The 22,805-nt window shown below is 67.1% G+C and carries 17 protein-coding genes; 8 read left to right on the top strand and 9 right to left on the bottom strand.

Annotated features, from left to right (window positions below; genetic code table 11):
* The first annotated feature begins 138 nt into the window (after positions 1 to 138).
* The gene (locus ACCQ04_RS18660; RefSeq protein ID WP_226427951.1) at positions 139 to 750 is read left to right on the top strand and encodes a PH domain-containing protein; all 612 of its coding nucleotides are present in this window, start codon (positions 139 to 141) and stop codon (positions 748 to 750) included.
* A 99-nt stretch (positions 751 to 849) separates the two neighbouring features.
* Here the strand turns inward: ACCQ04_RS18660 and speE are convergent, their stop codons facing one another.
* Positions 850 to 1,707 carry a polyamine aminopropyltransferase gene (gene speE, locus ACCQ04_RS18655; protein WP_226427952.1) on the bottom strand — a complete coding sequence of 286 codons (858 nt, stop codon included), beginning with the start codon at positions 1,705 to 1,707 and terminating at the stop codon, positions 850 to 852.
* A 234-nt stretch (positions 1,708 to 1,941) separates the two neighbouring features.
* On the opposite strand from speE, the gene speA reads away from it, so the two are divergent.
* From speA to ACCQ04_RS18635, 4 genes are all read left to right on the top strand, one after another.
* Positions 1,942 to 3,828: an arginine decarboxylase gene (gene speA / locus ACCQ04_RS18650; RefSeq protein ID WP_046344820.1), complete on the top strand. Its 1,887-nt coding sequence runs from the start codon at positions 1,942 to 1,944 to the stop codon at positions 3,826 to 3,828.
* A gap of 949 nt (positions 3,829 to 4,777) precedes the next feature.
* Positions 4,778 to 8,704, top strand: a complete 3,927-nt coding sequence (locus tag ACCQ04_RS18645; RefSeq protein ID WP_228912386.1) for a non-ribosomal peptide synthetase — start codon at positions 4,778 to 4,780, stop codon at positions 8,702 to 8,704.
* Complete coding sequence (locus ACCQ04_RS18640; protein WP_226427954.1) at positions 8,697 to 10,034, top strand: glycosyltransferase; 1,338 nt, start codon at positions 8,697 to 8,699, stop codon at positions 10,032 to 10,034. Before ACCQ04_RS18645 ends, ACCQ04_RS18640 begins: the two co-directional genes overlap by 8 nt.
* A 290-nt stretch (positions 10,035 to 10,324) precedes the next feature.
* Entirely contained in the window at positions 10,325 to 11,452 is a 1,128-nt protein-coding gene (locus ACCQ04_RS18635) for an acyltransferase family protein (RefSeq protein ID WP_226427955.1), read from the top strand.
* A gap of 165 nt (positions 11,453 to 11,617) precedes the next feature.
* On the opposite strand, the gene ACCQ04_RS18630 is transcribed toward ACCQ04_RS18635, so the two are convergent.
* From ACCQ04_RS18630 to radC, 5 genes are all read right to left on the bottom strand, one after another.
* Entirely contained in the window at positions 11,618 to 12,373 is a 756-nt protein-coding gene (locus tag ACCQ04_RS18630; protein WP_016901972.1) for an SDR family NAD(P)-dependent oxidoreductase, read from the bottom strand.
* A gap of 40 nt (positions 12,374 to 12,413) precedes the next feature.
* Positions 12,414 to 12,962, bottom strand: coding sequence for a hypothetical protein (locus ACCQ04_RS18625; protein WP_226427956.1), 549 nt, complete (start codon positions 12,960 to 12,962; stop codon positions 12,414 to 12,416).
* A 5-nt stretch (positions 12,963 to 12,967) separates the two neighbouring features.
* Positions 12,968 to 13,849, bottom strand: coding sequence for an SPOR domain-containing protein (locus ACCQ04_RS18620; RefSeq protein ID WP_184616156.1), 882 nt, complete (start codon positions 13,847 to 13,849; stop codon positions 12,968 to 12,970).
* 45 nt (positions 13,850 to 13,894) lie between these two features.
* Positions 13,895 to 15,583 (bottom strand): arginine--tRNA ligase, encoded by a 1,689-nt coding sequence (argS, locus tag ACCQ04_RS18615; protein ID WP_016901969.1) that lies wholly within the window; start codon positions 15,581 to 15,583, stop codon positions 13,895 to 13,897.
* An 86-nt stretch (positions 15,584 to 15,669) separates the two neighbouring features.
* A complete protein-coding gene (radC, locus tag ACCQ04_RS18610) occupies positions 15,670 to 16,347 on the bottom strand; it encodes a RadC family protein (protein ID WP_046344811.1) in 678 nt (225 codons plus the stop codon).
* A 96-nt stretch (positions 16,348 to 16,443) separates the two neighbouring features.
* Between radC and coaBC the strand changes: the two genes are divergently transcribed.
* From coaBC to ACCQ04_RS18595, 3 genes are read left to right on the top strand one after another with little or no spacing between them, the layout of a single operon-like run.
* Positions 16,444 to 17,712 (top strand): bifunctional phosphopantothenoylcysteine decarboxylase/phosphopantothenate--cysteine ligase CoaBC, encoded by a 1,269-nt coding sequence (coaBC, locus tag ACCQ04_RS18605; protein WP_154832809.1) that lies wholly within the window; start codon positions 16,444 to 16,446, stop codon positions 17,710 to 17,712.
* Positions 17,709 to 18,176: a dUTP diphosphatase gene (gene dut / locus ACCQ04_RS18600; RefSeq protein ID WP_016901966.1), complete on the top strand. Its 468-nt coding sequence runs from the start codon at positions 17,709 to 17,711 to the stop codon at positions 18,174 to 18,176. The genes coaBC and dut overlap by 4 nt, the downstream gene beginning before the upstream one ends.
* Positions 18,177 to 18,189: 13 nt before the next feature.
* On the top strand, positions 18,190 to 20,535 hold the full coding sequence (locus ACCQ04_RS18595; protein WP_226427957.1) for a phosphomannomutase/phosphoglucomutase: 2,346 nt from the start codon (positions 18,190 to 18,192) through the stop codon (positions 20,533 to 20,535).
* A gap of 330 nt (positions 20,536 to 20,865) precedes the next feature.
* Here ACCQ04_RS18595 and ACCQ04_RS18590 read toward each other — a convergent pair whose 3' ends face one another.
* From ACCQ04_RS18590 to ACCQ04_RS18580, 3 genes are all read right to left on the bottom strand, one after another.
* On the bottom strand, positions 20,866 to 21,399 hold the full coding sequence (locus tag ACCQ04_RS18590) for a hypothetical protein (RefSeq protein WP_226427958.1): 534 nt from the start codon (positions 21,397 to 21,399) through the stop codon (positions 20,866 to 20,868).
* 257 nt (positions 21,400 to 21,656) lie between these two features.
* On the bottom strand, positions 21,657 to 21,998 hold the full coding sequence (locus ACCQ04_RS18585; protein WP_016901963.1) for a lipid-A-disaccharide synthase N-terminal domain-containing protein: 342 nt from the start codon (positions 21,996 to 21,998) through the stop codon (positions 21,657 to 21,659).
* Positions 21,998 to 22,720 carry a glycosyltransferase family 2 protein gene (locus tag ACCQ04_RS18580; RefSeq protein ID WP_024940453.1) on the bottom strand — a complete coding sequence of 241 codons (723 nt, stop codon included), beginning with the start codon at positions 22,718 to 22,720 and terminating at the stop codon, positions 21,998 to 22,000. The genes ACCQ04_RS18585 and ACCQ04_RS18580 overlap by 1 nt, the downstream gene beginning before the upstream one ends.
* Positions 22,721 to 22,805: the final 85 nt, after the last annotated feature.

Here is a 22,805-nt window from a genome sequence, read left to right as displayed (position 1 = left end):
TGTCGTGTTTGGAGCGTGGAGAGCGCTGAATCCTTGGATGAACCGAGGCCTGCAGCGCGTGCGATGCCGCAACCTGCATGCTGGATGTGGTGTCATACAAGACAACGCTGCGGCGCAGGCGATCACGACGAGGAAGGTATGGAGGTCTTTACGCAATTCCTGACCGATGAGCAGGATCCGGTGGCCGTGGGCAAGATCCTGCCCAAGGTGAACGAGCTGCTGACGCGGGACGAGCAGGTCGAGTACATCGCAGTGCAGAAGAAAATGGTGGTGAACCTGTCGCCGGCCGCGGTGGTGCTGACCGCTCGCAGATTCATCGTGGTGCACCCCACGCTGTTCGGAATGACGTTTCGCGATGTCCCCTGGCGCGAGGTGCTCGACGTGCATATGAGCGAGCAGATGCTGGGAGCGACGATCATGTGCCGCACCACGCAAGGCGGCTACCTGTCCATCGACAGCCTGCCCAAGAAACAGGCCCGGCGGGTCTACGCCTATGCGCAGCAGGTGGAGGAATCGGCCTACGAAAAGCGCCAGCAGCTGGAGTTCGACAAGTTGCGCGCATCGGCAGGTGGCGTGGTGGTGCACGCACCCACCGCGCAGGGCAGCGCGTCCTCGTCACCGCAGAGCACGGCAGCGGCCGCGGACGATCCGATCCAGGTGCTGAGCAAGCTCAAGCAGCTGCTGGATGCGGGGCTAGTGACCCAGGAAGAGTTCGACGCCAAGAAGGCCGAGGTGCTGGCGCGGTTGTAGGGCGCTCGGCACGGTTGCCTGGTCACGGCCCGGCCTGGCCGTGATTACTGGCGCGCCGCCCGCATCCGCTGGCGGCGCGCTACGGTGCGTGAGCCGCGCTTACTCGCCCAGCGCCTTGGCCACGAACGGCGGTGCGACCAGCACGCCGGTATGCAGGTGCGCGGTGTAGTACAGCGTCTCAAAGCCCTTGGCCTGCGCAGCGTCCAGGCGGAAGGCGAAGTCGGCGTTGGCCTGCTTGCTGGCCATGGTCACGCTCCACCAGCCGGTCGGGTAGCACGGCTGCGGGAAGGGCAGGGTCTTGAACGACTGGAAGCCGGCCTTGCCCATTTCGGTACGCATTTCCTTGATCAGCTCCAGCAGCGCCAGCGGCGATTCGGACTGCTGCACCAGGATGCCGTCGTCCTTCAATGCCTTGAAGCAGCTCTCGTAGAAGGCCTTGTTGAACAGGCCCTCGGCCGGACCGACCGGGTCGGTGGAGTCGACGATCACGATGTCCACGCTGCCGGCCGGGCAGTTGGCCATGTAGGCCACGCCGTCGTCGAACAGCAGCTCGGCACGCGCATCGTGGTTGGAATCGCACAGCTCGGGAAAATACTTCTCCGACATGCGGGTGACCTGCTCGTCGATGTCGCACTGGGTGGCGCTTTCCACGCCCGGGTGCTTGAGCACCTCGCGCAGGGTGCCGCAGTCGCCGCCGCCGATGATCACCACGCGCTTGGGCGCGGCGTGGGTGAACAGCGCCGGGTGGCTGATCATCTCGTGATAGAAGAAATTGTCGCGGCTGGTCAGCATCACCGCGCCGTCGATCAGCATCAGCTTGCCCCAGTCGGTGGTCTGGTAGATCTCGATCTTCTGGAACGGGGACTGCACCTCGTCCAGCTTGCCGCTGATGCGGAAGCCGATCGCCGAGCCGGTCGGCTGGAAGTGTTCGATGTACCAGTTGTCGTTGGCGCTCATGCAAGGTCCTGAAAGATGGGGCTGTTCCTTCTCCCACTTAGGAGAAGGTGGCGCAAAGCGCCGGATGAGGGTCGGGCGCAGCCGCGCACAGGCAAGCTGCTGGCGGCCATCCCGAACCCCCGCCAACCCCGCTCCAATCAGGAGCAGGGCGTGAAGTCGGCGCGGATTGTAACGGACCCTGCGCGTGCCAGGCGTTACACTTCACGCCCTTTTTGCCCCAGCCGAGTCAGCGAAATGAGCGATTGGTCCCTCGACCAAGCCCGCAAGACCTATTCGATCCCGCATTGGGCCGACGGGTATTTCGATGTGAACGACGCCGGACATGTGGTGGTCACGCCGACCAGCGACGGTCCGTCGGTGTCGTTGCCCGAGGTGGTGGACGCCGCGCGCGCAGCTGGCGCCAAGCTGCCGCTGCTGGTGCGTTTCCCGGACATCCTGGGCCAGCGCCTGGGCAAGCTGCAGGCGGCGTTCGCGCAGGCGCAATCCGAATGGGACTACGCCGGCGGCTACACGGCCGTGTACCCGATCAAGGTCAACCAGCATCGCGGCGTGGCCGGCACGCTGGCCAGCCACCACGGCGACGGCTTCGGCCTGGAAGCGGGCAGCAAGCCGGAGCTGATGGCGGTGCTGGCGCTGTCGCGTCCGGGCGGGCTGATCGTCTGCAACGGCTACAAGGACCGCGAATACATCCGCCTGGCGCTGATCGGTCGCAAGCTCGGCCTGCAGACCTTCATCGTCATCGAAAAGCCCTCCGAGCTGAAGCTGGTGCTGGAGGAGGCGCGCGCGCTGGACGTCAAGCCGGGTCTGGGCGTGCGCATGCGCCTGGCCTCGCTTGGCGCGGGCAAGTGGCAGAACAGCGGTGGCGACAAGGCCAAGTTCGGGCTGTCGCCACGGCAGGTGCTGGACCTGTGGAAGACCCTGCGCGACACCGAGTACGCCGACAGCCTGCAGCTGCTGCATTTCCACATGGGCTCGCAGATCTCCAATGTGCGCGACATCGCCAACGGCATGCGCGAGGCCACGCGCTACTTCGTGGAGCTGTCGCGGCTGGGCGCCAGGATCAGCCATGTGGACGTCGGCGGCGGCCTGGGCATCGATTACGAAGGCACGCGCTCGCGCAGCTATTGCTCGATCAACTACGGCCTGCATTCCTACGCCAGCAACATCGTGCAGCCGCTGGCCAGCGCCTGCGAAGAGCACGGCCTGACCCCGCCGCGCATCGTCACCGAATGCGGCCGCGCGATGACCGCCCACCATGCGGTGCTGATCGCCAACGTGTCCGAAGTGGAGCAGGCGCCGGAAGGCCGCGTGCCGGACGCACACGACGACGAGCCGGCAGCGATCCGCCACCTGCGCGAGATCCATGACGAGCTCGATGTGCGCCCGGCGGTGGAACTGTTCCAGGAGGCGCAGCACTTCCATGCCGAAGGCTTGAGTGCGTATGCACTGGGCCAGATCGACCTGACCCACCGCGCGCGTATCGACGACCTGTTCTATGCGATTGCGCATGGCGTGCGTGCACGCCTGAGCTTCGACGAGAAGAGCCATCGCCCGGTGCTGGACGAGCTCAACGAGCGGCTGGTCGACAAGTACTTCGTCAACTTCAGCGTATTCGAGTCGATTCCGGATGTGTGGGCGATCGACCAGGTGTTCCCGATCGTGCCGATCGAGCGCTTGAACGAAGCGCCGCAGCGGCGCGGCATCATCGCCGACATGACCTGCGACTCCGACGGCATGGTCAAGACCTACGTCGAGAACGAAAGCCTGGACAGCTCGATGCCGCTGCACACGCTGAATCCGGGCGAGAGTTATCGCATCGGTTTCTTCCTGGTCGGTGCCTACCAGGAAATCCTGGGCGATATCCATAACCTGTTCGGCGATACCGATGCGGTGGAAGTGGCCGTGGACGGCGATGGCTATCGCATCGCGCAGCAGCGCCGCGGCGATACCACCGATGTGATGCTGGACTACGTGGGCTATCAGCTGGACACGCTGCGTGCGACCTATGCCGAGCGCATCGCCGCCGCGCAGCTGTCGCCCGAGCGCGCACAGGAATTGAGCGATGCGCTGGAAGCAGGGTTGACCGGTTACACCTATCTGTCCGACGAACCGTTGGGCTGAGGCACTGCGCGCTGCGGGGGCCGTGGCGCGCCATGCTGTTTTCACCCTGGCGCGCACTGCATTGACGCGACGGCCCGCAGCATCGCTGCGCGGCCGTCATGTGGTGTAACTCATGTTCATGATCCGGTGCCATCGCTGGACGCCATGGTTTCTATGCGCCCTGGCCGAGCCCGGTAACGCATTGCCTGCAACGACGGCGTGCCACGATCAACGCCATCGGCCCAGCCAGGGCCAGGCAATCACCAGCAACAGCTGTGCATACGTGATCGCCTCAGCATGGCAATGACAATCAAGTAACCGTGGCGTGACCGCACGGTTGCAGACGGCATTGCAAAAAATCACTGTATTTTGCGAAGTGGTTGCGCCGGCAATGCAATAACGTCAACGCCGTTGCACATAATGGTCTTAGTGCATGCGGCCATGGGCGCGGCGCAGGCCATGCAAAATTCCCGGAAAAAAAGCCTTCACCGGCTGCGGTGCGATGCATGGCCGTCGGTTCGGTAGCGCGCAACCGCCGGAAAACGCGCGCTATGGGCGTATGCATCCAGAACATTAGTTGAAATCACACTTCGGCAAAAAATTTTCGCAGGCGACGCGGATTTCGTGATTTTTGCACGGTTTATCGCGGTGGCTAATTGTTAGTGTTTGTTTAACTTGTCGGGAAACAAGTGCTTTTAGCAATGTCGTTGCACGTCGTGGTAGCGACGCTGCACGTCGCTTCGTGGTGCGTTCCCATTGTGCGTTTCCATCGTATATCGCCGGCATGCGTTGGCGGTCGTCGGTGTCTCTTACCTCACGTTCTCAAGGCCAGGTGCTGATCCGGCGTCCCACTGACCGCATTGCGGACATGGCGCACCGGGCGACTGCGCGCCACACAAGAAGGATGCACGCAATGCACACTGACGACTTTCCGATGTTTCCCCTGACCAAAGCGCAACGCGGCCTGTGGGTGGCCAGCAAGTTGCATACCGACAACACCTTGATGTTGTCCGAAGCCCTGGAAATGTTCGGCCCGCTGGATCCGCAGCTGCTGATCCGCGCCAGCATGCAGCTGACGCGCGAATTCGACACGCTGCGGCTATGCATCGCCGAGCACGACGGCGTGCCGCATCAGGTGGTCCTGCCCGAATACACCGCCGCGATTCCGTATTTCAACGTCAGCGAAGATCCTTCCCCGCGCAACGCCGCCGAGCATTGGGTCGACGAAGAAATCCGCAAGCCGGAAGACCTGCAGAATGGGCCGTTATGGCATTGCGCGGTGTTCCGCCTTGGCGAAGACCACCATATGTGGGTGCAATGCGTCAGCCATCTGGTGATGGATGGCTATTGCGCCTCGATCATGATGCAGCGCATGGCGGTGCTGTATAACGCCTACGCAGAAAACATCGAGCCGGAGCCTGCACAGTACGGCAGCGCGCTGTCGCTGATCGAGCTGGAACAGCAGTATCGCGAGTCCGATCGTTTTCAGCGCGACCGCAGCTACTGGATGCAGCAGCTGGCCGACCTGCCGCCGCCGGCGACCCTGGCGCGTCCGGGCAATCACCTGTCGACCGGCTTGTTGCGTGGCACCGGACAGTTCTCGCCGCAGCAGGTGGTGCGGCTGCGCGCACTCGGCAAGGACTATGGCGCCAGCCTGCCGCAGATGCTGATTTCGCTGATCGCCGCGTACTACTATCGTTGCACCGGTGCCGAGGATCTGGTGCTGGCCATGCCGGTGACCGGCCGCATCAATGCGCGCTACCGGCAGACCGCAGGCCTGGTGGCCAATGTGATTTCGCTGCGCCTGAAAATGGATCCGCAACAGCCGGTGCATGCGCTGTTCGCGCAGGTGTCCTCGGTGGTCAGGCATGCGCTGCGCCACCAGCAATACCGCTTCGAGGACGTGCGCCGCGATCTGGGCATGTTCGGGATCGATCAGAAGTTCGCACGCCTGGCAGTGAACATCGAAGCCTTCGACTACGCACTGCGCTTTGGCCAGGCCTATGCGATGCCGCATAACCTGTCCAACGGCCCGGCCGACGATCTGACCATCTTCTGCTACGAGCGCGGCGACGGTGCCGCGTTGCGCTTCGATCTGGATGCCAATCCGGCGCTGTACGACAGCGACGAGCTGGCCGAGCACTGCCGCCGGCTGACCCATCTGGCCGATGCGGTGCTGGCCGATCCGGAATGCGCGCTGGGCCAGATCGATGTGCTGGGCGATGCGGAACGCCGCCGCCTGTTGCAGACCTGGAACGCCACCGCCGCAGCGCTGCCGGAACCGGCCACGCTGCTGCACGGCATGCTGCAGCGTGCCGAAGTGATGCCGGCGGCAGTGGTGGTGCAATACGACAACCGCACCCTGGACTACGCCACGCTGTGCGAACTGGCCTCGCGCATCGCCGCACAATGGGTGGCCGATGGTGTCCGCCCTGGCGACGTGGTCGCCATCGCGCTGCCGCGCAGCGAGCAATTGCTGGTGGCCCTGCTGGCGGTGATGTGGAGCGGGGCGGCGTATCTGCCGCTGGACCCGGAAAGCCCGGCCGCACGCAACCGGCAGATGCTCAACGATTCCGGTGCCATCGCGCTGGTCTGCGAGCCGGCGTTGTGCGAGCGCTATCTGCTCGGCGGCATGGTCTGGCTGGATCCGCGCCCGGCGGTGCTGCCGGCGGCAATCGCGCCGCTGGCCACGCCGGACGGTACGGCCTATGTGCTGTACACCTCCGGCTCGACCGGCGCGCCCAAGGGTGTGGAAATCAGCCATCGCAACCTGTTCAATTTCCTGCATGCGATGGAGCATGAGCTTGCGTTGCGTCCGCGCGACCGCGTGCTGGCGGTCACCACCATCACCTTCGATATCGCCGGGCTTGAGCTGTATCTGCCGTTGCTGGTGGGTGCGCGCGTGGTCATCGCACCGGCCGGCATCACCCACGATCCACGCAGCCTGTCGCGGCTGATCGCGCAGGAGCAGATCAGCATGGTGCAGGCGACCCCGTCGCTGTGGCGCATCCTGCTGGCCAATCAGGATCTGGCGCTGGACCGTATCCACGCCCTGGTCGGCGGCGAAGCCCTGGTGCCGGAACTGGCGACCCAGTTGCTGAGCCGGGTCGGGCGCCTGACCCAGTTGTATGGGCCGACCGAAACCACGATCTGGTCGACCATCATGCCGTTGCAGCTCACCGACGCTGCCGCCCCGCCGATCGGCAGGCCGCTGCTCAATACCCGCGTCTATGTGCTCGATGCGCAGCGGCAACCGCTGCCGACCGGCGCGATCGGCGAGTTGTACATCGGTGGCGCGGGCGTGGCCAAGGGCTATCGCGGCAAGCGCCAGCTGACCAGCGAGCGCTTTGTGCGCGACCCGTTCGCCGATGACGGCAGCAACATGTACCGCACCGGCGACCGCGTGCGTCAGCGCCGCGACGGCATGCTGGAATTCATCGGCCGCGCCGATGCGCAATTGAAGATCCGCGGCCATCGCGTGGAGCCGGCCGAAATCGAAAACGCCTTGCTGCTGCACTCGCAGGTGGCGCAGGCGGTGGTGGTCGGTCATCGCGATGGCGACCACGACGCGCTGCAGTTGCTGGCGTATGTGGTGGGCAAGCATGGCGCGACGCCATCACCCGAGCTCTTGCGCGCCCATCTGCAGCAGCGCCTGCCGGCGTCGATGATTCCCACCTTGTGGGTGCCATTGCAGGCACTGCCGCTGACACCCAATGGCAAGCTGGATCGCCGCGCCTTGCCCTCGCCAGGTGCGCTGCCGCAGCGCGCGCATGTGGCGCCGCGCGATGCGCTCGAACAGCAGCTGGCCGCGATGCTGCAGGACGTGCTGGGCATCGAAGTGGTGGGTGTCGAAGACAACTTCTTCGAGCTCGGCGGCGACTCGCTGCGCGCGGCAGAAATGGCAGCACGTTTCCCGCAGACGTTCGGTGTCGAACTGCCGCTGGGTACCCTGTTCCATGCGCCGACGATTGCCGGCCTGGCCGAGGTGATCAAGCGCAACGCGCAGACTCCGAACGACCCGCTCGGCGTGCTGTTGCCGTTGCGTGCGGGCACCCCGGGTACGCCGCCGCTGTTCTGCATCCACCCGGTGGTCGGCCTGGGCTGGTCGTATCTCACCTTGCTCGGTCAGCTGGATCCGCAGTGGCCGGTGTATGCCTTGCAGTCGCCGGGCTTGAGCGACCCGCAGCATCGCCCGGAAAGCATCGAGGCGATCGCGCGCGATTACTTGGCGCGGCTGCGCACGGTGCAGCCACAGGGGCCGTATCGATTGATCGGCTGGTCGCTGGGCGGCTTGATCGCCCATGCCATCACCGCCGAACTGCATGCGCTGGGCGAAGAAGTCGAATTGCTGGCGATGCTCGACAGCTACCCGCACCTGGAGCAGGCCGCGTCGCTGCCGGAATCGGAAAACGTGCGTGCATCGGTGCATGCGCTGGGCCTGCATCTGGCACCCGGCCAGCCGATGCCCACCACGGTGGCCGAACTGGCCAGCCTGCTGTGCGATCACTACGGCTTGAACGACTTGCCTGCAGTGCGTCAGCTGCTCGAGCAACGCCCCACGTTGCTGGACGACATGGGCGGCATGACCCAGCACCACCTGCATCTGGCGCGGCGTCATCGTCCCAAGCCGCTGGACCAGGATGTGGTGTTCGTCGAAGCGAGCGTGCGCATGACCTCCGGCGGCGACGATACGGTGTGGGTGGATTACCGGCCGCAGGCCTGGCGCCCGTATGTGCGCAACCTGCAGCTGCATGTGCTGGACAGCGACCACCACTCGATGCTGTCGTCCACGCATGCGGCCACGCTCAGCGCACTGCTGCACGCGGCCACCACGAAAGCCGCACAACGCGATGGCAGCATCGCCACCGCCAGCGACGGGGTGGCCGAATATGCCTGAGTCTTCCTTCAACGCGGGACGCCGGCGCCCGGTGCTGATCGCCACCCTGGGCACGCATGGCGATGTGCGCCCGATCATCGCGCTGGGCCGTGGCTTGCAGGCGCGCGGTTACCCGGTGCGGGTGCTGACCAGTGCCAACTTCGAAGCGCTGATCCGCGCCAATGGGCTGGACTTCTTCCCGCTCAGCGGCGATCACCAGAAACTGCTGCAGGGCCATCCGGACGTCGCCGAGATGCGCGGTGGCTGGCGCGGCATCTGGGGCACCTTGCGCGCGCAGCTGCTGGAGTGGGCGCGCGACTGGGCCGAGCAGGGCCGCGCGGCCTGTGCCGATGCCGGCCTGATTCTCGGCGTCGGCAGCGCCAGCCTGCTGGCGCATAGCCTGGGCCAGGCCTACGGCCTGCCGGTGGTGTTCACGCAATTGCAGCCGCTGACCGCCTCGCGGCATGTGCCGTTGATGGTCATGCCCACCGTGCGCCTGCCCGGGCTGGTGAGCGTGGCGCTGCATCACGCGGTGCGCTTTGCCGGCTGGCAGCTGATGCGCCCGGCGCTCAACGGCATCGTGCGCCCGGCCTTGGGGCTGCCGGCATATCCGTGGAGCGGCCCCGATCGCAGCGCGCAGCGCGTGGTGTATGGCTACAGCGAGCATCTGTGCCCACGCCCGCCGGATTGGCCGGACCGGGCCCAGGTCAGCGGTTTCTGGCAGTTGCCGCAGCCGCAGTGGCAGCCGCCGGCCGCGCTGCAGGGGTTTCTGCAGGCCGGCCCGCCGCCGCTGTATATCGGTTTCGGCAGCATGATCAGCAGCGATGCGGCCCAGCTCACCGCCATCGTCAAGGCGGCGGTGCGTCTGACCGGTCAACGCGCGCTGCTGGCCAGCGGCTGGGGCGGGCTGGCGGCCGCGGAAGACGCATCCGACGATGCCCAGCGCTTCTTCCAGCTGGAGCAGGCACCGCACGATTGGTTGTTTCCGCGGGTGTCGGTGGCCGTGCATCACGGTGGTGCCGGCACCACTGGTGCGGCGCTGGCTGCGGGGATTCCGTCGGTGGTGCTGCCGTTCGGCTATGACCAGCCGTTCTGGGCGCACTGCCTGGCCCAACGCGGCGTCGCCCCGCCGGCGCTTGCACGGGTCGGGCTGCAGCCGGAGACCCTGGCCGATGCCATCGGCCAGGCCAGCGCGCCGAGCATGCGCGCAGCGGCGCGCGCGCTGGGGCAGCGCATCCGCGAGGAGGACGGAATCGGCCGTGCGGTGGAGCACCTGGAAGCCTGGGGATTGCTGCAACCGGCGCTGTCGGTGGCGCCGGCCGTGCGGATCGAGCAGCAGGCCGTCGCGTGACACAGGCGGATCCGTGATGGATGACGCTGTGGGGGAGCCACAGCGTCAACATTGGATTGGCTGCGGCAATGTGGATAGCCTCATCGAAGCCCCTTGGCTGCTGCACGGGTGGGGCGCTGGGGCCTATTGCCGCCGCCGATAGGTGGTCGACCGGACCATGCCTGCACGACTGAGTGAGGTGGAAACAACGTCTGCGTTGCTGATCCGAGCTGGCGACTGCGGCCAGCGCCGGCATCGTCGCATCGGTAGGATGCGGCACAATCGGGCTCCCTCGGCTTTGCATCGCCCGCATGCGCTACCCCGCTCTCGATCTGCTGCGTGGCCTCGCCATTGTCTGGGTGATGCTGTTCCATTCCTTCGTGGTCGGCGGTCTGGGGCCGGACTGGGCGTGGTTGTCGCGCTACGGCTGGATGGGCGTGGACCTGTTCTTCGTCCTGAGCGGCTTTCTGATCGGCACGCAGGTGCTTAGGCCGCTGGCGCGCGGGCAACGCCTGGACTTCAAGGAGTTCTATCTGCGCCGCGCGTTTCGCATCCTGCCGGCGTTCTTGCTGGTGCTGGTGATCTACATGGCGTGGCCGGATTTTCGCGAGTCGCCCGGGCTGGCGCCGTGGTGGATGTTCGTCACCTTCACCCTGAACCTGTTCGTCGACTACGGCCGTGACGCCGCGTTCTCGCACGCCTGGTCGTTGTGCGTGGAAGAACATTTCTATCTGGTGTTTCCGTTGCTGGCGACGCTGCTGCTGCGTCGGCCCTCGGCCGCACGCTTTGGCGTGCTCTGCGTGCTGGTCGTGGTTGCAGGCATCGCGCTGCGTGCCGGCATCTGGTGGCACAACACCGCCCTGGACAGCGCTGGCGTCGGTCTGCAGCGCAACTGGTTTATCGAAGACATCTACTACCCGACCTGGAATCGTCTGGATGGTCTGCTGGCCGGTGTCGTGCTGGCGGTGCTGAAGGTGTTTCGCCCCATGACGTGGCAACGGCTGCAGCAACACGGCAACGCCATCCTGTGTGCCGGCGTGGCGATTCTGGCGCTGGCACTGTGGCTGTTCCGCGAGCGCACCGGCCTGCTCGGCAATGCGGTGGGCTGGCCGGTGCTGTCGCTGGGGCTGGCCTTGCTGGTGCTCGCCGGCACCGCCAGCAGCGGTGTGCTTGGCGGTTTGCACGTGCCGGGCGCGGCATGGCTGGCGGCCATCTCCTACAGCCTGTATCTGACCCACAAGGCCGTCTTCCATCTCACCCAGGGCTGGTTCGGCCCGGCGCTGGAGGGGCGGGGCGTGCTGGCATTTGCGGTGTATGGCCTGGTGGCAGTGCTGGGTGGCGCACTGTTGCACTACGCGGTGGAGCGCCCGTTCCTGCAACTGCGCGACAGGACGCTGCGGCCAAGCGCGCAGCCGTTGGCTGCCGCCGATCGCGGCTGACCGGGTAAAGCAAAACGCCGCGCAATGCGCGGCGTTTTCGTCATCCCTGGCGGTGCGCCGGTTGCAGCGCCGTACCCAGCTTGGATGCGGCGCAATCTGCCAACGCGCCGACCAACCCACCATCGGATCGCGACGCGACCGAGGCATTGGCGTTGGAGGCCACCGTCACTGCGCGTCGCGCGCCACCTGGAAACCGGCGAACGACTGCGTGACCGGCATGATTTCCAGCCGATTGATGTTCAGATGCGCCGGCAGGCTGGCGACGTAGAAGATCTGCTCGGCGATGTCCTCGGCGGTCATCGGGGTGGCGCCGCGGTACAGCGTGTCGGAGGCGGCCTGGTTGCCGCCGGTGCGCACCAGGGTGAATTCGGTTTCGGCCATGCCCGGTTCGATCGAGGTCACGCGTACGCCGGTGCCGTGCAGGTCCGCGCGTAGGCCCAGCGAAAACTGCTGCACGAACGCCTTGGTGCCGCCGTACACGTTGCCGCCGGTGTAGGGGTAGGTCGCCGCGACCGAGGCGATGTTGATGATGGCGCCGCGGCGTGCGATCAGCGCCGGCAGCAGGCGGTGGGTGAGGGTGACCAGCGCGGTGACATTGGTGTCGATCATCTGCTGCCACTGGGTCAGGTCGGCCTGTTGTGCAGGCGCGGTGCCCAGCGCCAGCCCGGCGTTATTGACCAGCACATCGATGTCGGCAAACTCGGCCGGCAATGCGTCGATCGCTGCCGACAGGGCCTGCGCATCGCGCATGTCGAAGGCAGCGGTGTGCACCTGGCCGGCGGGCAGCTCGGCCGCCAACGCGTCCAGGCGCTCGGCGCGGCGGCCGGTGGCGATGATCTTCCAGCCGGCGGCGGCAAAACGGCGCACGGCGGCGCTGCCGAATCCGGAGGTGGCACCGGTGATCAGAACAGTCTTGGACATGGGGGATAACTCCTGCGAACGAGGGGATCAGGCAAAGGGATCAGGGTGTGGTGGCAGGACCAGGTGTGTTGGCCTGGGCGCGAAGCGCGCGCAACTCTGCCTCACTGAGCGGCTCGCGCGTCACCACGCGGCCGTGCTGCACCTGCAGGAGCAGATACGGTGCTTCTGCGGTGCCGGGTGCGCTGTCGCCGGTGCTCGCGGCGGTTGGCAGGGCGATCACCAGCTCGCCATCGATCCAGTCCGCGGCGACTGGGGCGGTTCGTCCGGGGAACAACACCTCGAGCGGTAACGCCGGCGGCGCGGTGTCGCAGGCACCGATGACGATGCGATCCAGCAGCACCTGCGTCTGCTCCACGCGCCAATCGGCCTGGTAGCCGCGCCAGTTTGCACTGCAACTGCCCAGCGCCGGCCGCGCATGCGCCACGAACCGTTGCCAGGTGGCCTGGTCGTCCAGCACCGGCGCCAATGGCTCGGCCAGCAGCACCGCGTCCTGCCCGTCGATCCGGATGCGGTCGGGAATCTGCTCGGTGGCGTGCGCCGCGCCGATCAGTCCCCACCACAACCACAGGCCGGCGGTGCGCTGCAGCACGGCGGCTACTGCGCCTTGATCGCAATGGCGGGCAAGCCGCTACCGGTCAGTTTCTGCTTGGCTTCTGCCAGTTCGCTGGCGCTGCCGTACGGCCCCATGCGCACGCGGTAGACGGTCTTGCCGCTGATGTCGGCCGACTCCACGCGTGCGGCCAGGCCCATCATCGCCAGCTTGGCCTTGGTCGATTCGGCATCGCCGGAGGCGCCGAACGAGCCGGCCTGCAGGATGTAGCGGGTGTTGTCGGTCACTGCAGAGGTAGCTGCCGGGGTGGCAGCTGCTGCCGTCGCTGCCGGCTTCGGCGCAGCGGTTGCAGCCGGCGTGCTCAGTGCCGCAGTGCTGGCCGGGGCCGGGGTGGCGGCCGGGCGTGCCGGGGCGGTCTCGGCCAATGGCTTCGGCGCGCTGGCGGCAGTTTCGGTCAACGGGACCGGCACGCTGGCGGCCGGCGTGGCTGCCGCCACACTCGCACCCGGTGCAGGCGCGACCGGCTTGCCTTCCAATGCGGCGCGCGCACGTGCAGCTTCCTCGGCGCGCGCGCTGGCCGCCAGTTCGGCATCGGACATCTGCACTTCCTTGCCGGGCAGCAAGGTATAGAAGTCGTACTGGGTCTGCGCATCGCCCGGCTTGGCCTGCGGCTTGGGCGGTTGCGCGCTGGGCTTGGGCAGCTCTGCCGGCGTATCCACGTCGGCATCGGCCACCGGCTCGGGCTGCGCGTCGGGGTTGGCGCGCGGGCCTACGCGCAGGAAGCCGTCGCCATCCTTCTTGAACAGGTTGGGCGCGGCCAGAAAGATCACTGCCGCAATCGCAGCGCCCGCCACCAACCACACCCAACCGGGGGTGCCATTGCTGGTGTTGCGTCGCGCCTGACTCTTACCGCGTCGTGCTGCCATCTACCACTTCTCCGAATCACGTCGTTGCGGGCCATGCGGCCCGGCTTACATCTTTTCTGGGGCGCTGACGCCAAGCAGTTCCAGGCCGTTGGCGAGCACCTGTTGCGTGGCGACGGCGAGGGTGAGCTTGGCGTCGCGCTCTGCGGCATCGTCCACCAGCAGTTTGGTGTTGTGATACCACGTGTGGAAGGCGTGCGCCAATTCACGCAGGTATTGCGCGATCTGGTACGGCTCCAGCGTCTGCCCGGCGATTTCCACCACCTCCGCATAGCGCGACAGCTCGACCATGACGTTGAGCGAATGCTCGTCGTCCAGGCGCGCCAGCTCGGCCAGTCCATGCGCCTGCTCGTACTTGTAGCCCTTCTCCTGCGCCTGCCGCAGCACGCTGCAGACGCGGGCATGTGCGTACTGCACGTAGAACACCGGGTTGTCGTTGCTCTGCTGACGGGCCAGGTCGATGTCGAAGGTGAGCTGCGAGTCGGGCTTGCGCGCGATCAGGAACCAGCGCACCGCATCGGCGCTGGTTTCCTCGATCAGATCGCGCAGGGTGACGTAGCTGCCGGCACGCTTGGACAGTTTCACTTCCTCGCCGCCACGCATCACCGTGACCATCTGGTGCAGCACGTATTCCGGCCAGCCTTGCGGGATGCCCAGTTCCAGCGCCTGCAGGCCGGCGCGCACGCGCGTCAGCGAGCCGTGGTGATCGGCCCCCAGCTCGGTGATCGCGCGCTCGTAGCCGCGCTGCCACTTGGTCAGGTGATAGGCCACGTCCGGCACGAAGTAGGTGTAGGTGCCGTCGGACTTGCGCATCACCCGGTCCTTGTCGTCGCCGAAGTCGGTGGACTTCAACCACAACGCACCGCCTTCCTCGTAGGTATGGCCGGAGGCGATCAGCTTCTGCACCGCCTCTTCGACCTTGCCGTCCTTGTACAGCGAGCTTTCCAGGAAATAGATATCGAAATCGACGCGGAACGCGGCCAGGTCGTGGTTCTGCTCGTTACGCAGGTAGGCCACGGCGAAGCGGCGGATCGCGTCGAAGTCGGCAGGGTCCTTGCCGCCGGTGACCAGATGGCCTTCCAGGTCGACGGTGTCGCCGGCCAGGTAGGCGGTGGCCACATCGGCGATGTAGTCGCCGCGGTAGCCGTTCTCCGGCCAGCCGTCGCTGTCGGGGGTGAGCCCCTGCGCGCGCGCCTGCACCGACAAGGCCAGGTTCTCGATCTGCACGCCGGCATCGTTGTAGTAGAACTCGCGCTTGACGTTCCAGCCGTTGGCATCGAGCACGCGCGCCAGGCTGTCGCCGATCGCCGCGGCGCGGCCGTGGCCGACGTGCAGCGGGCCGGTCGGGTTGGCCGACACGTATTCCACGCCCACCGAGCGGCCGTTGCCGGCCAGTCCGCGGCCGTAGTCGTGGCCCTGCTTGAGCACATGCGCCACTTCGCGCTGGTAGGCGGTGGGGGCGAGGTGGAAATTGATGAAGCCCGGGCCGGCGATCTCCACCTTGGCCACATCGTCGCTGGCCGGCAATGCGGCGACCAGCGCCTGGGCCAGCGCGCGCGGGTTGCTGCGCGCCGGCTTGGCCAGCAGCATCGCGGCATTGGTGGCGAAGTCGCCGTGCTCGCGCGTCTTGGGCCGCTCGACCACAAAATCCGGCGGCAGGGTGTCGGCAGGCAGGGTGCCGTTGGCGCGCAAGGCTTCAATGCCTTGGCCGATCAGTGCGCGGAGTTGGGCTTTCACGTGGGATCTGCTTGGAACGAAACCACCGATTTTACCCGACCGCGCGCCCCGGGGTCGGGCCGACGGTTCAGGTCACCGCCGCGCGCTCATCCCAGCCAGCCGCGCTCGGCCAGCGAGACCGGACGCCCGTCACCGATCACGAAGTGGTCCAGCAGGCGGATATCCACCAGCTCAAACGCATCCAGCAGGCGCCGGGTGACCGCGCGGTCGGCCTCGGACGGCTCCGGATTGCCTGAAGGGTGGTTGTGCCCGACGATCACCGCCGCGGCATTGTGCAGTAGCGCCCGCCGCACCACTTCGCGCGGGTGGATGTCGGCCCCGTCGATGGTGCCGGTGAACACTTCCTCGAAGGCGATGGCGTGATGGCGGGTGTCCAGGTACAGCACCGCGAACACCTCGTAGGGGCGCGCACGCAGCCGCTGCGAAAAGTAGCGGCCGACGCTGGGCGGGTCACTGAGCGCGTCGCCGCGTTCCAGTGCGCTCAGCAGGTGGCGGTGCGCCAGTTCCAGCGCCGCACTGAGCTTGCAGGCCGAGGCCGGACCCAGGCCGGGCAGGCGCGCCAGGGCGGGCGCCGTGTGATCCAGCAGCACGCGCAGCGGGCCGTGGCGCAGCAGCAGATTGCGTCCGGTCTGGACGGCGTCCTGGCCGCGCAGGCCGGAGCCGACAAAGATCGCCAGCAGCTCGGCATCGGACAGGGCAGGCGCCCCGCGCGCCAGCAGTTTCTCGCGCGGGCGTTCGTGGGTGGGCCAGTCGTGAATGTGCATATGGCGAGATTGCCGGTGCTCATCGCTCACGCCTATCAGGCCGGACGGGGGCATCGGCTAATCTAGTTGTCCTTGTAACCGTAGGACGACTCCGACGTGATCGGCTCCACTCAGGCCCGCCCCCTGGACGGACAGCGCTTGCTGCTGTGCGTCGGCGGAGGCATTGCCGCTTACAAATCGCTCGAACTGGTCCGCCGCCTGCGCGACGCCGGTGCGCAGGTGCAGGTCGCCATGACCAGCGGCGCGCAACAATTCGTCACCCCGCTCAGCTTCCAGGCACTGTCCGGGCAGCCCACCCGCACCACGTTGTGGGACAGCGCCGCCGAGCAGGCGATGGGACATATCGAACTGGCGCGCTGGGCCGATCAGGTGATCGTCGCCCCGGCTACCGCCGACCTGCTGGCGCGGCTGGCGCACGGCCTGGCCGACGATCTGGTCAGCACGCTGTGCCTGGCCACCACCGCGCCGCTGACCGTGGCCCCGGCAATGAACCACCGCATGTGGCTGCACCCGGCCACGCAGGCGAACGTGGCGACCCTGTCCGCGCGCGGCGCGCGCGTGGTCGGTCCCGAGGACGGCCCGCTGGCCGAAGGCGAGTCCGGCCCCGGCCGGCTGGCCGAGCCGGCGGCGATCATCGCCGCCCTGGCCGGCGGTGCCGGCAGCGCCGCGCCGCTCGCCTCCAAGGCTGCTGCCACCCCGGCGTTCGTGCCCAGCAGCGCGCAACTGGACGGCCTGCGCATCGTGATCAGCGCCGGCCCCACCTTCGAGGACCTGGACCCGGTGCGCTACGTGGGCAACCGCAGCAGCGGCAAGATGGGCTATGCCCTGGCCGCTGCCGCGGCCAGCCAGGGCGCCGACGTGGTACTGGTCAGCGGCCCGGTGCACCAGACCACCCCGGCCGGGGTGCGGCGGATCGACGTGCGTTCGGCTGCGCAGATGCGCGATGCGGTGCTGGGCGCGTTCCCCGCCGACATCTACATTGGCGCCGCCGCAGTGGCCGACTACACCCCCAAGCGGGTGGTCGCGCAGAAGATCAAGAAGACCGGCGAGACGCTGACCCTGGAACTGGTGCGCACCCCGGACATCCTGGCCGAGGTCGCCGCGCAGACCGGCGCGCTGAAGCTGGTGGTCGGCTTTGCCGCCGAAACGCACGACGTGGAGCATTACGCGCGTGGCAAGCTGGCCGCCAAGCGGCTGGACCTGATCATCGCCAACCAGGTGGGGATCGAGGGCGGCGGCTTCGAAAGCGACAACAACGCCGCCACCGCCTACTGGCAGGGCGGCGAGCGCGCCTTCCCCAGCAGCAGCAAGACCGAACTGGCCGACCAGCTGTTGGCCCTGATCGCGGAGAGATTGCAGGCATGAGCACCCCGACCCAGTCCTTGCAGGTGAAGCTGCTCGACCCGCGCTTTGGCGATCTGTGGCCGCTGCCGGCCTACGCCACCGACGCCAGCGCCGGCATGGACCTGCGCGCTGCGCTGGAAGCGCCGATGACGCTGGAACCCGGCGATGCGGCGCTGATTCCCAGCGGCATCGCCATCCATCTGGCCGACCCGCAGCTGTGCGCGGTGATCCTGCCGCGCTCGGGCCTGGGCCATCGCCACGGTATCGTGCTCGGCAACGGCACCGGGCTCATCGATGCCGATTACCAGGGGCCGCTGCTGATCAGCACCTGGAATCGCGGCCGTGAGGCCTTCACCATCGAGCCGGGCGACCGCATCGCACAGCTGGTGATCCTGCCGATCGTGCGCGTGGGCTTGCAAGTGGTGGATACTTTCGTCGACAGCGCGCGGGGAGCGGGTGGATTCGGCCACACCGGCGTGCGCTGACGGGGGACGTCACATGAGCAAGGCGAACGAGCGCAGGCAGTCGATGTCCAGCGTGCGTACGAGTGGTCCGGTGTTGGGGGGGGTGTTGGTGCTGCTGGCTGCCTGGTTCGGCTGGAGCAGCTATGCGCAATGGCGCCAGGATGCGGTTGCGCAGGAGCTGGAACAGGCGCGCGACCGCGCCGTACAGGACATCAGCCGGGCCATGGCCCAGCAGGCCAGCCAGCTCGACGCCGTGCTCAAGCAGCCACAGGTCATCGCCGCGTTGGCCAATGGCGACGCGCTGGCGGCCGCCTCGAGCATCCGCGAGCGCTTCAAGGGCGCCGAGGATGTGCAGGTCCTGTCCGGCGACCTCGCTGCCGCCTACGACAATCCCAAGGACTTCGGCTACGCGCGGCTGAGCCTGCTCGAGTCGGCACTGGTGGCCGAGCGTGCGCAGGTGCACGTGGTGCGCGATGCCAAGCAGGTCCGTCTCGGCGTGGCGGCAGCGGTGCGCCTGGGCGCGCAACCGGCGGTGGCGTACGCGCGGCTGCCGTTGTTACGTCTGACCGGCCCGCTGGATGCGATCGCAGTGCCCGGCAGCGCGTACCTGGCCTTGCGCCAGGGCAGCTACAACGTTGCCCAGCAGGGCGATCTGGTGCTGGCCGATGCTGCCGAGACTTTGGCCAGGCCCCTGGGTAACAGCGGCCTGCGCGTGGCCGCCGCGGTACCACAACGCGATGACGGCCCGCTGGGTCTGGGCGCCGTGGGCTGCGCGATCGTGGCCGCGCTGCTGCTCGTCATCGCCGTGCTGTTGGTGCTGGCCAGCCGTGGCCGCGTCGCCTTGCCGCGTCGCCGCGTGGCCGGCGAGCCAACCGCCGACGAACCCACCTTCAGCCAGAGCCTGCAGCACGACGCCAGCCTCGCCAGCCAGGCGCGCCCGCTGGACGCAGATGCGCCGCCCTCACCGCCAGCGCTGGTGCCGGCCGTGCAGGTCGCCACCGAGATGTTCCGCGCTTACGACATCCGCGGCGTGGTCGGCAAGGATCTCAATCCCGGCGTCGCCGCGTTGATCGGCCAGGCCATCGGCAGCGTGATGCAGGCGCAGGGCCTGCGCGAGGTGGTGGTCGGCCGCGATGGGCGGCTATCGGGCCCGGAGCTCGCCAATGGCCTGATCGACGGCCTGCGCCGCGCCGGCTGCCAGGTGATCGACATCGGCCTGGCGCCCACTCCGGTGGTGTATTTCGGCGCCTACGAACTGCGCGCCGGCAGCTGCGTGGCGGTCACCGGCAGCCACAATCCGCCCGACTACAACGGCTTCAAGATCGTGATCGGTGGCGAGACCCTGTCCGGAGCGGCGATCGCCGAACTGCACCAGCGCATCAACGAAGGCCGCCTGCACACCGCGGCAACGCCTGGCGAGCTGGAACAGCGCGAAATCAGCGACGCCTACATCCAGCGCATTGCCGACGACGTGCAGCTGGACCGCCCGATCAAGGTGGTGGTGGATGCCGGCAACGGCGTGGCCGGCGATATCGCACCGCGCCTGCTGGAAGCGATAGGCGCCGAGGTCATCCCGCTGTACTGCGAGATCGACGGCACCTTCCCCAATCATCATCCCGACCCGAGCGAGCCGCACAACCTCGACGACCTGGTCAAGATGGTGCAGCGCTTCGATGCCGATATCGGCGTGGCCTTCGATGGCGATGCCGATCGTCTGGGCGTGGTCACCAAGCAGGGTGCCATGGTGTTCCCGGACCGTCTGCTGATGCTGTTCGCCGCCGATGTGCTGCAGCGCAATCCCGGCGCGCTGGTGATCTACGACGTCAAGTGCACCGGCAAGTTGTCCGATCACGTGCTGCGCAACGGCGGCAGCCCGTTGATGTGGAAGACCGGGCATTCGTTGATCAAGGCCAAGATGCGCGAGACCGACGCCGAACTGGCCGGCGAGATGAGCGGACACTTCTTCTTCAAGGAGCGCTGGTACGGCTTCGACGACGGCATCTATGCGGCCGCACGCCTGCTGGAAATCCTGGCCCAGCGCGAGGAAACCCCGTCGGAGGTGTTGGACGCCCTGCCCGAAAGCGTGTCCACGCCTGAAATCAAGGTGCCGGTGGACGGCGATGCGCACGCGCTGGTCGCGCGCTTTGTCGAGCGTGCGCAGGCTGGCGAGGAATCGCCGTTCGAATCGGCGCGGCTGTCGACGATCGACGGGCTGCGTGCGGACTTCGCCGACGGCTGGGGCCTGGTGCGTGCCTCCAACACCACGCCGATCCTGGTGCTGCGCTTCGAGGCCGATACCGAAGACGCACTGCAGCGGATTCGCGGGTTGTTCCGCAGTCAGTTGCAGGCCCTGCTGCCGGACCATCCACTGGAATTTTGACCGGCCGGTGCGTCACGGGCGACTGCCCTGCCGGCGTACCGGCAGGGCAGGGCAGGTCGCGGCGCCGTAGCTGCCGATCACACCGTGCTCGGCGCTGGCAGATGCAGGCCATCACCGCAGCGCGCGGCCCGCTCCGACAGGCGTAGGCGGTCGACGTCAGGCGTCGCCCGAACAGACGCCGCTCGACGTCAGACGTTGATCGAGTAGGCGCCGCTGGACGTCAAATGTTGATCGAGCAGACGTCGCTCACACAGATATCCCGCAAGGCTGACAGGCGAAGACGCGTATCAGTCTTTCCGGCTCAAGCCAGACGAATGCACGCGATCACGGTCACCTGCGTCCCGGACCCGGCATGCGTGCGCGATCATCTGGCACCGCAATCGCAGCGCCGTGTGCAGCGTGGTCGTGCAACAGCCAGACCGCATCCCAGTATGGATATCCGCCGATCTGCGCGGCCAGCCCTGCGCGTACTGGCAACGCCACCAGCGCGCGCGCGAACTGTCGGTGGTCCTCAGTCGGCGCAAGCGCCGATGCCTGCATCTGCGGCTGCCACACCGTCCCGCCACGGCCGCGCGCGCGATTGACCGCCTCGGCAGCCGCCTGTCGTGCGACCCAAGCCAGTTGCAGCAGCGCAGCCTTGCCCGGCGCCTGCAACAGCGCGCACCAACTGTCCGGCAGCAGCACCCAGCACAGCAACTGTGCACCCTGCCAATGACCGGCCGCCGCAAGGCTGGCCGCTGCCGCCCGCGCGCAACGCCAGTCGGCAAACAACGGCACCTGCTGATGCGTGTACAGCCGCAGGTGCCAATGCGCCGCAAGCGGCGCCGACCCGGACAACGGACGATGGAGGAGCGCGCTGGACATAGGCACAGCATGCCGATGAGCAAACAGCCGCGGCATCGGCCACGCGCCTCATCCCAGGTCGGTAACCATCGCATCGCGACGTACGAAAAAACGCGTTGACCCCAGCTAGCGAGCCCCTGACGTTATCCACCGAAAGCAGAGTCAATGCGGCACGCTCAATCAGCTCAGCTACGCAACCAGCATCGCCTCAAAGCCCGGAAACGTGGAGCGGGAGTGCCGCACTTACGAATCTCCAATCCCCACTCCCCAATCCCCGCTCAATGCACCGCCCGATCCCGCCTCCAGCCGCGATGCTTCACATCCAGATACAGGCTGTAGAACGCGGTGAACGCCGGGAACAGGTTCTGCAGCACGCCCACCGAATCCTGCTTGGCCGAGAACACGAAGTAGCTCAGCGTCATCAGGCTGCCGACCACGCTCATGTACCAGAACATGCGCGGGATCACCGGCTTGCCGGCGCGCTTGGAAGCGACGAATTGCACCAGCCAGCGGCCGCCGAACATCAGTGCGCCCACATAGCCGATCAGCTTCCAGCCGGTGACATGCAGCCCGGTCCAGTACAGCCAGGTCAGCGGTTGATCCAGCCAATGCAGTTCCATCAGCGCTCCTGCACCACGGTGCGCTTGCTGCGGGTGATCAACCAGGCCACGCCGCGCAGGTCGCGGATGCCGACCAGCGCGCGATTGAGGTTGTTGTACTTGGACACGCCGGCGGTGCGATGGCGGTGATGCACCGGCACGCTCACCGTGCGCCAGCCGGCGCGCTGCATCAACGCCGGCAGATAGCGGTGCATATGATCGAAGTAGGGCAGGTCCAGGAACGCCTCGCGCTCGAACAGCTTGATGCCGCAGCCGGTATCGGGGGTGTTGTCGTGCAGCATGCGCGAACGGATCGCGTTGGCCCACTTGCTGGCCCAGCGCTTGGACCCCGAATCCTGGCGGTTGACCCGCCAGCCGGCGAACAGCTTCACCTGCGGCTCGGCACTGGCGCGGGCGGTCAGCAGCTTGGGAATGTCGGCTGGGTCGTTCTGGCCGTCGCCGTCGAGCGTGGCGATCCAGCTCGCACGCGCGGCCTTGACGCCATTGCGCACCGCCGTGCTCTGGCCGCTCTGGGTCACGTGATGCAACACGCGCAGTTCCGGCGTGGTGGTCTTCAGGCCTTGCAGCACCGCCAGGGTGTCGTCGCGCGAGTGGTCGTCGACATAGACGATCTCGAACGCCACCAGCCCGCGCAAGGCGGCGACGATTTCGCCGACCAGGGCGGCGACGTTGTCGCGCTCGTTGAACACCGGGACGACGACGGAAAGCTGGGGTTGGCTCATGGATTCGTGGTGCCAGATGAAGGCTGAGCGAAAAAGATCGCGCATTGTGCCCTGACTGTCTGAGTCAGGCATGAAGCGAACCTGT

The sequence above is a fragment of the Xanthomonas sp. NCPPB 2866 genome (assembly GCF_041475745.2).
Classification (GTDB): Bacteria; Pseudomonadota; Gammaproteobacteria; order Xanthomonadales; family Xanthomonadaceae; genus Xanthomonas; species Xanthomonas arboricola.
This window is presented reverse-complemented; position numbering and strand designations above follow the sequence as displayed.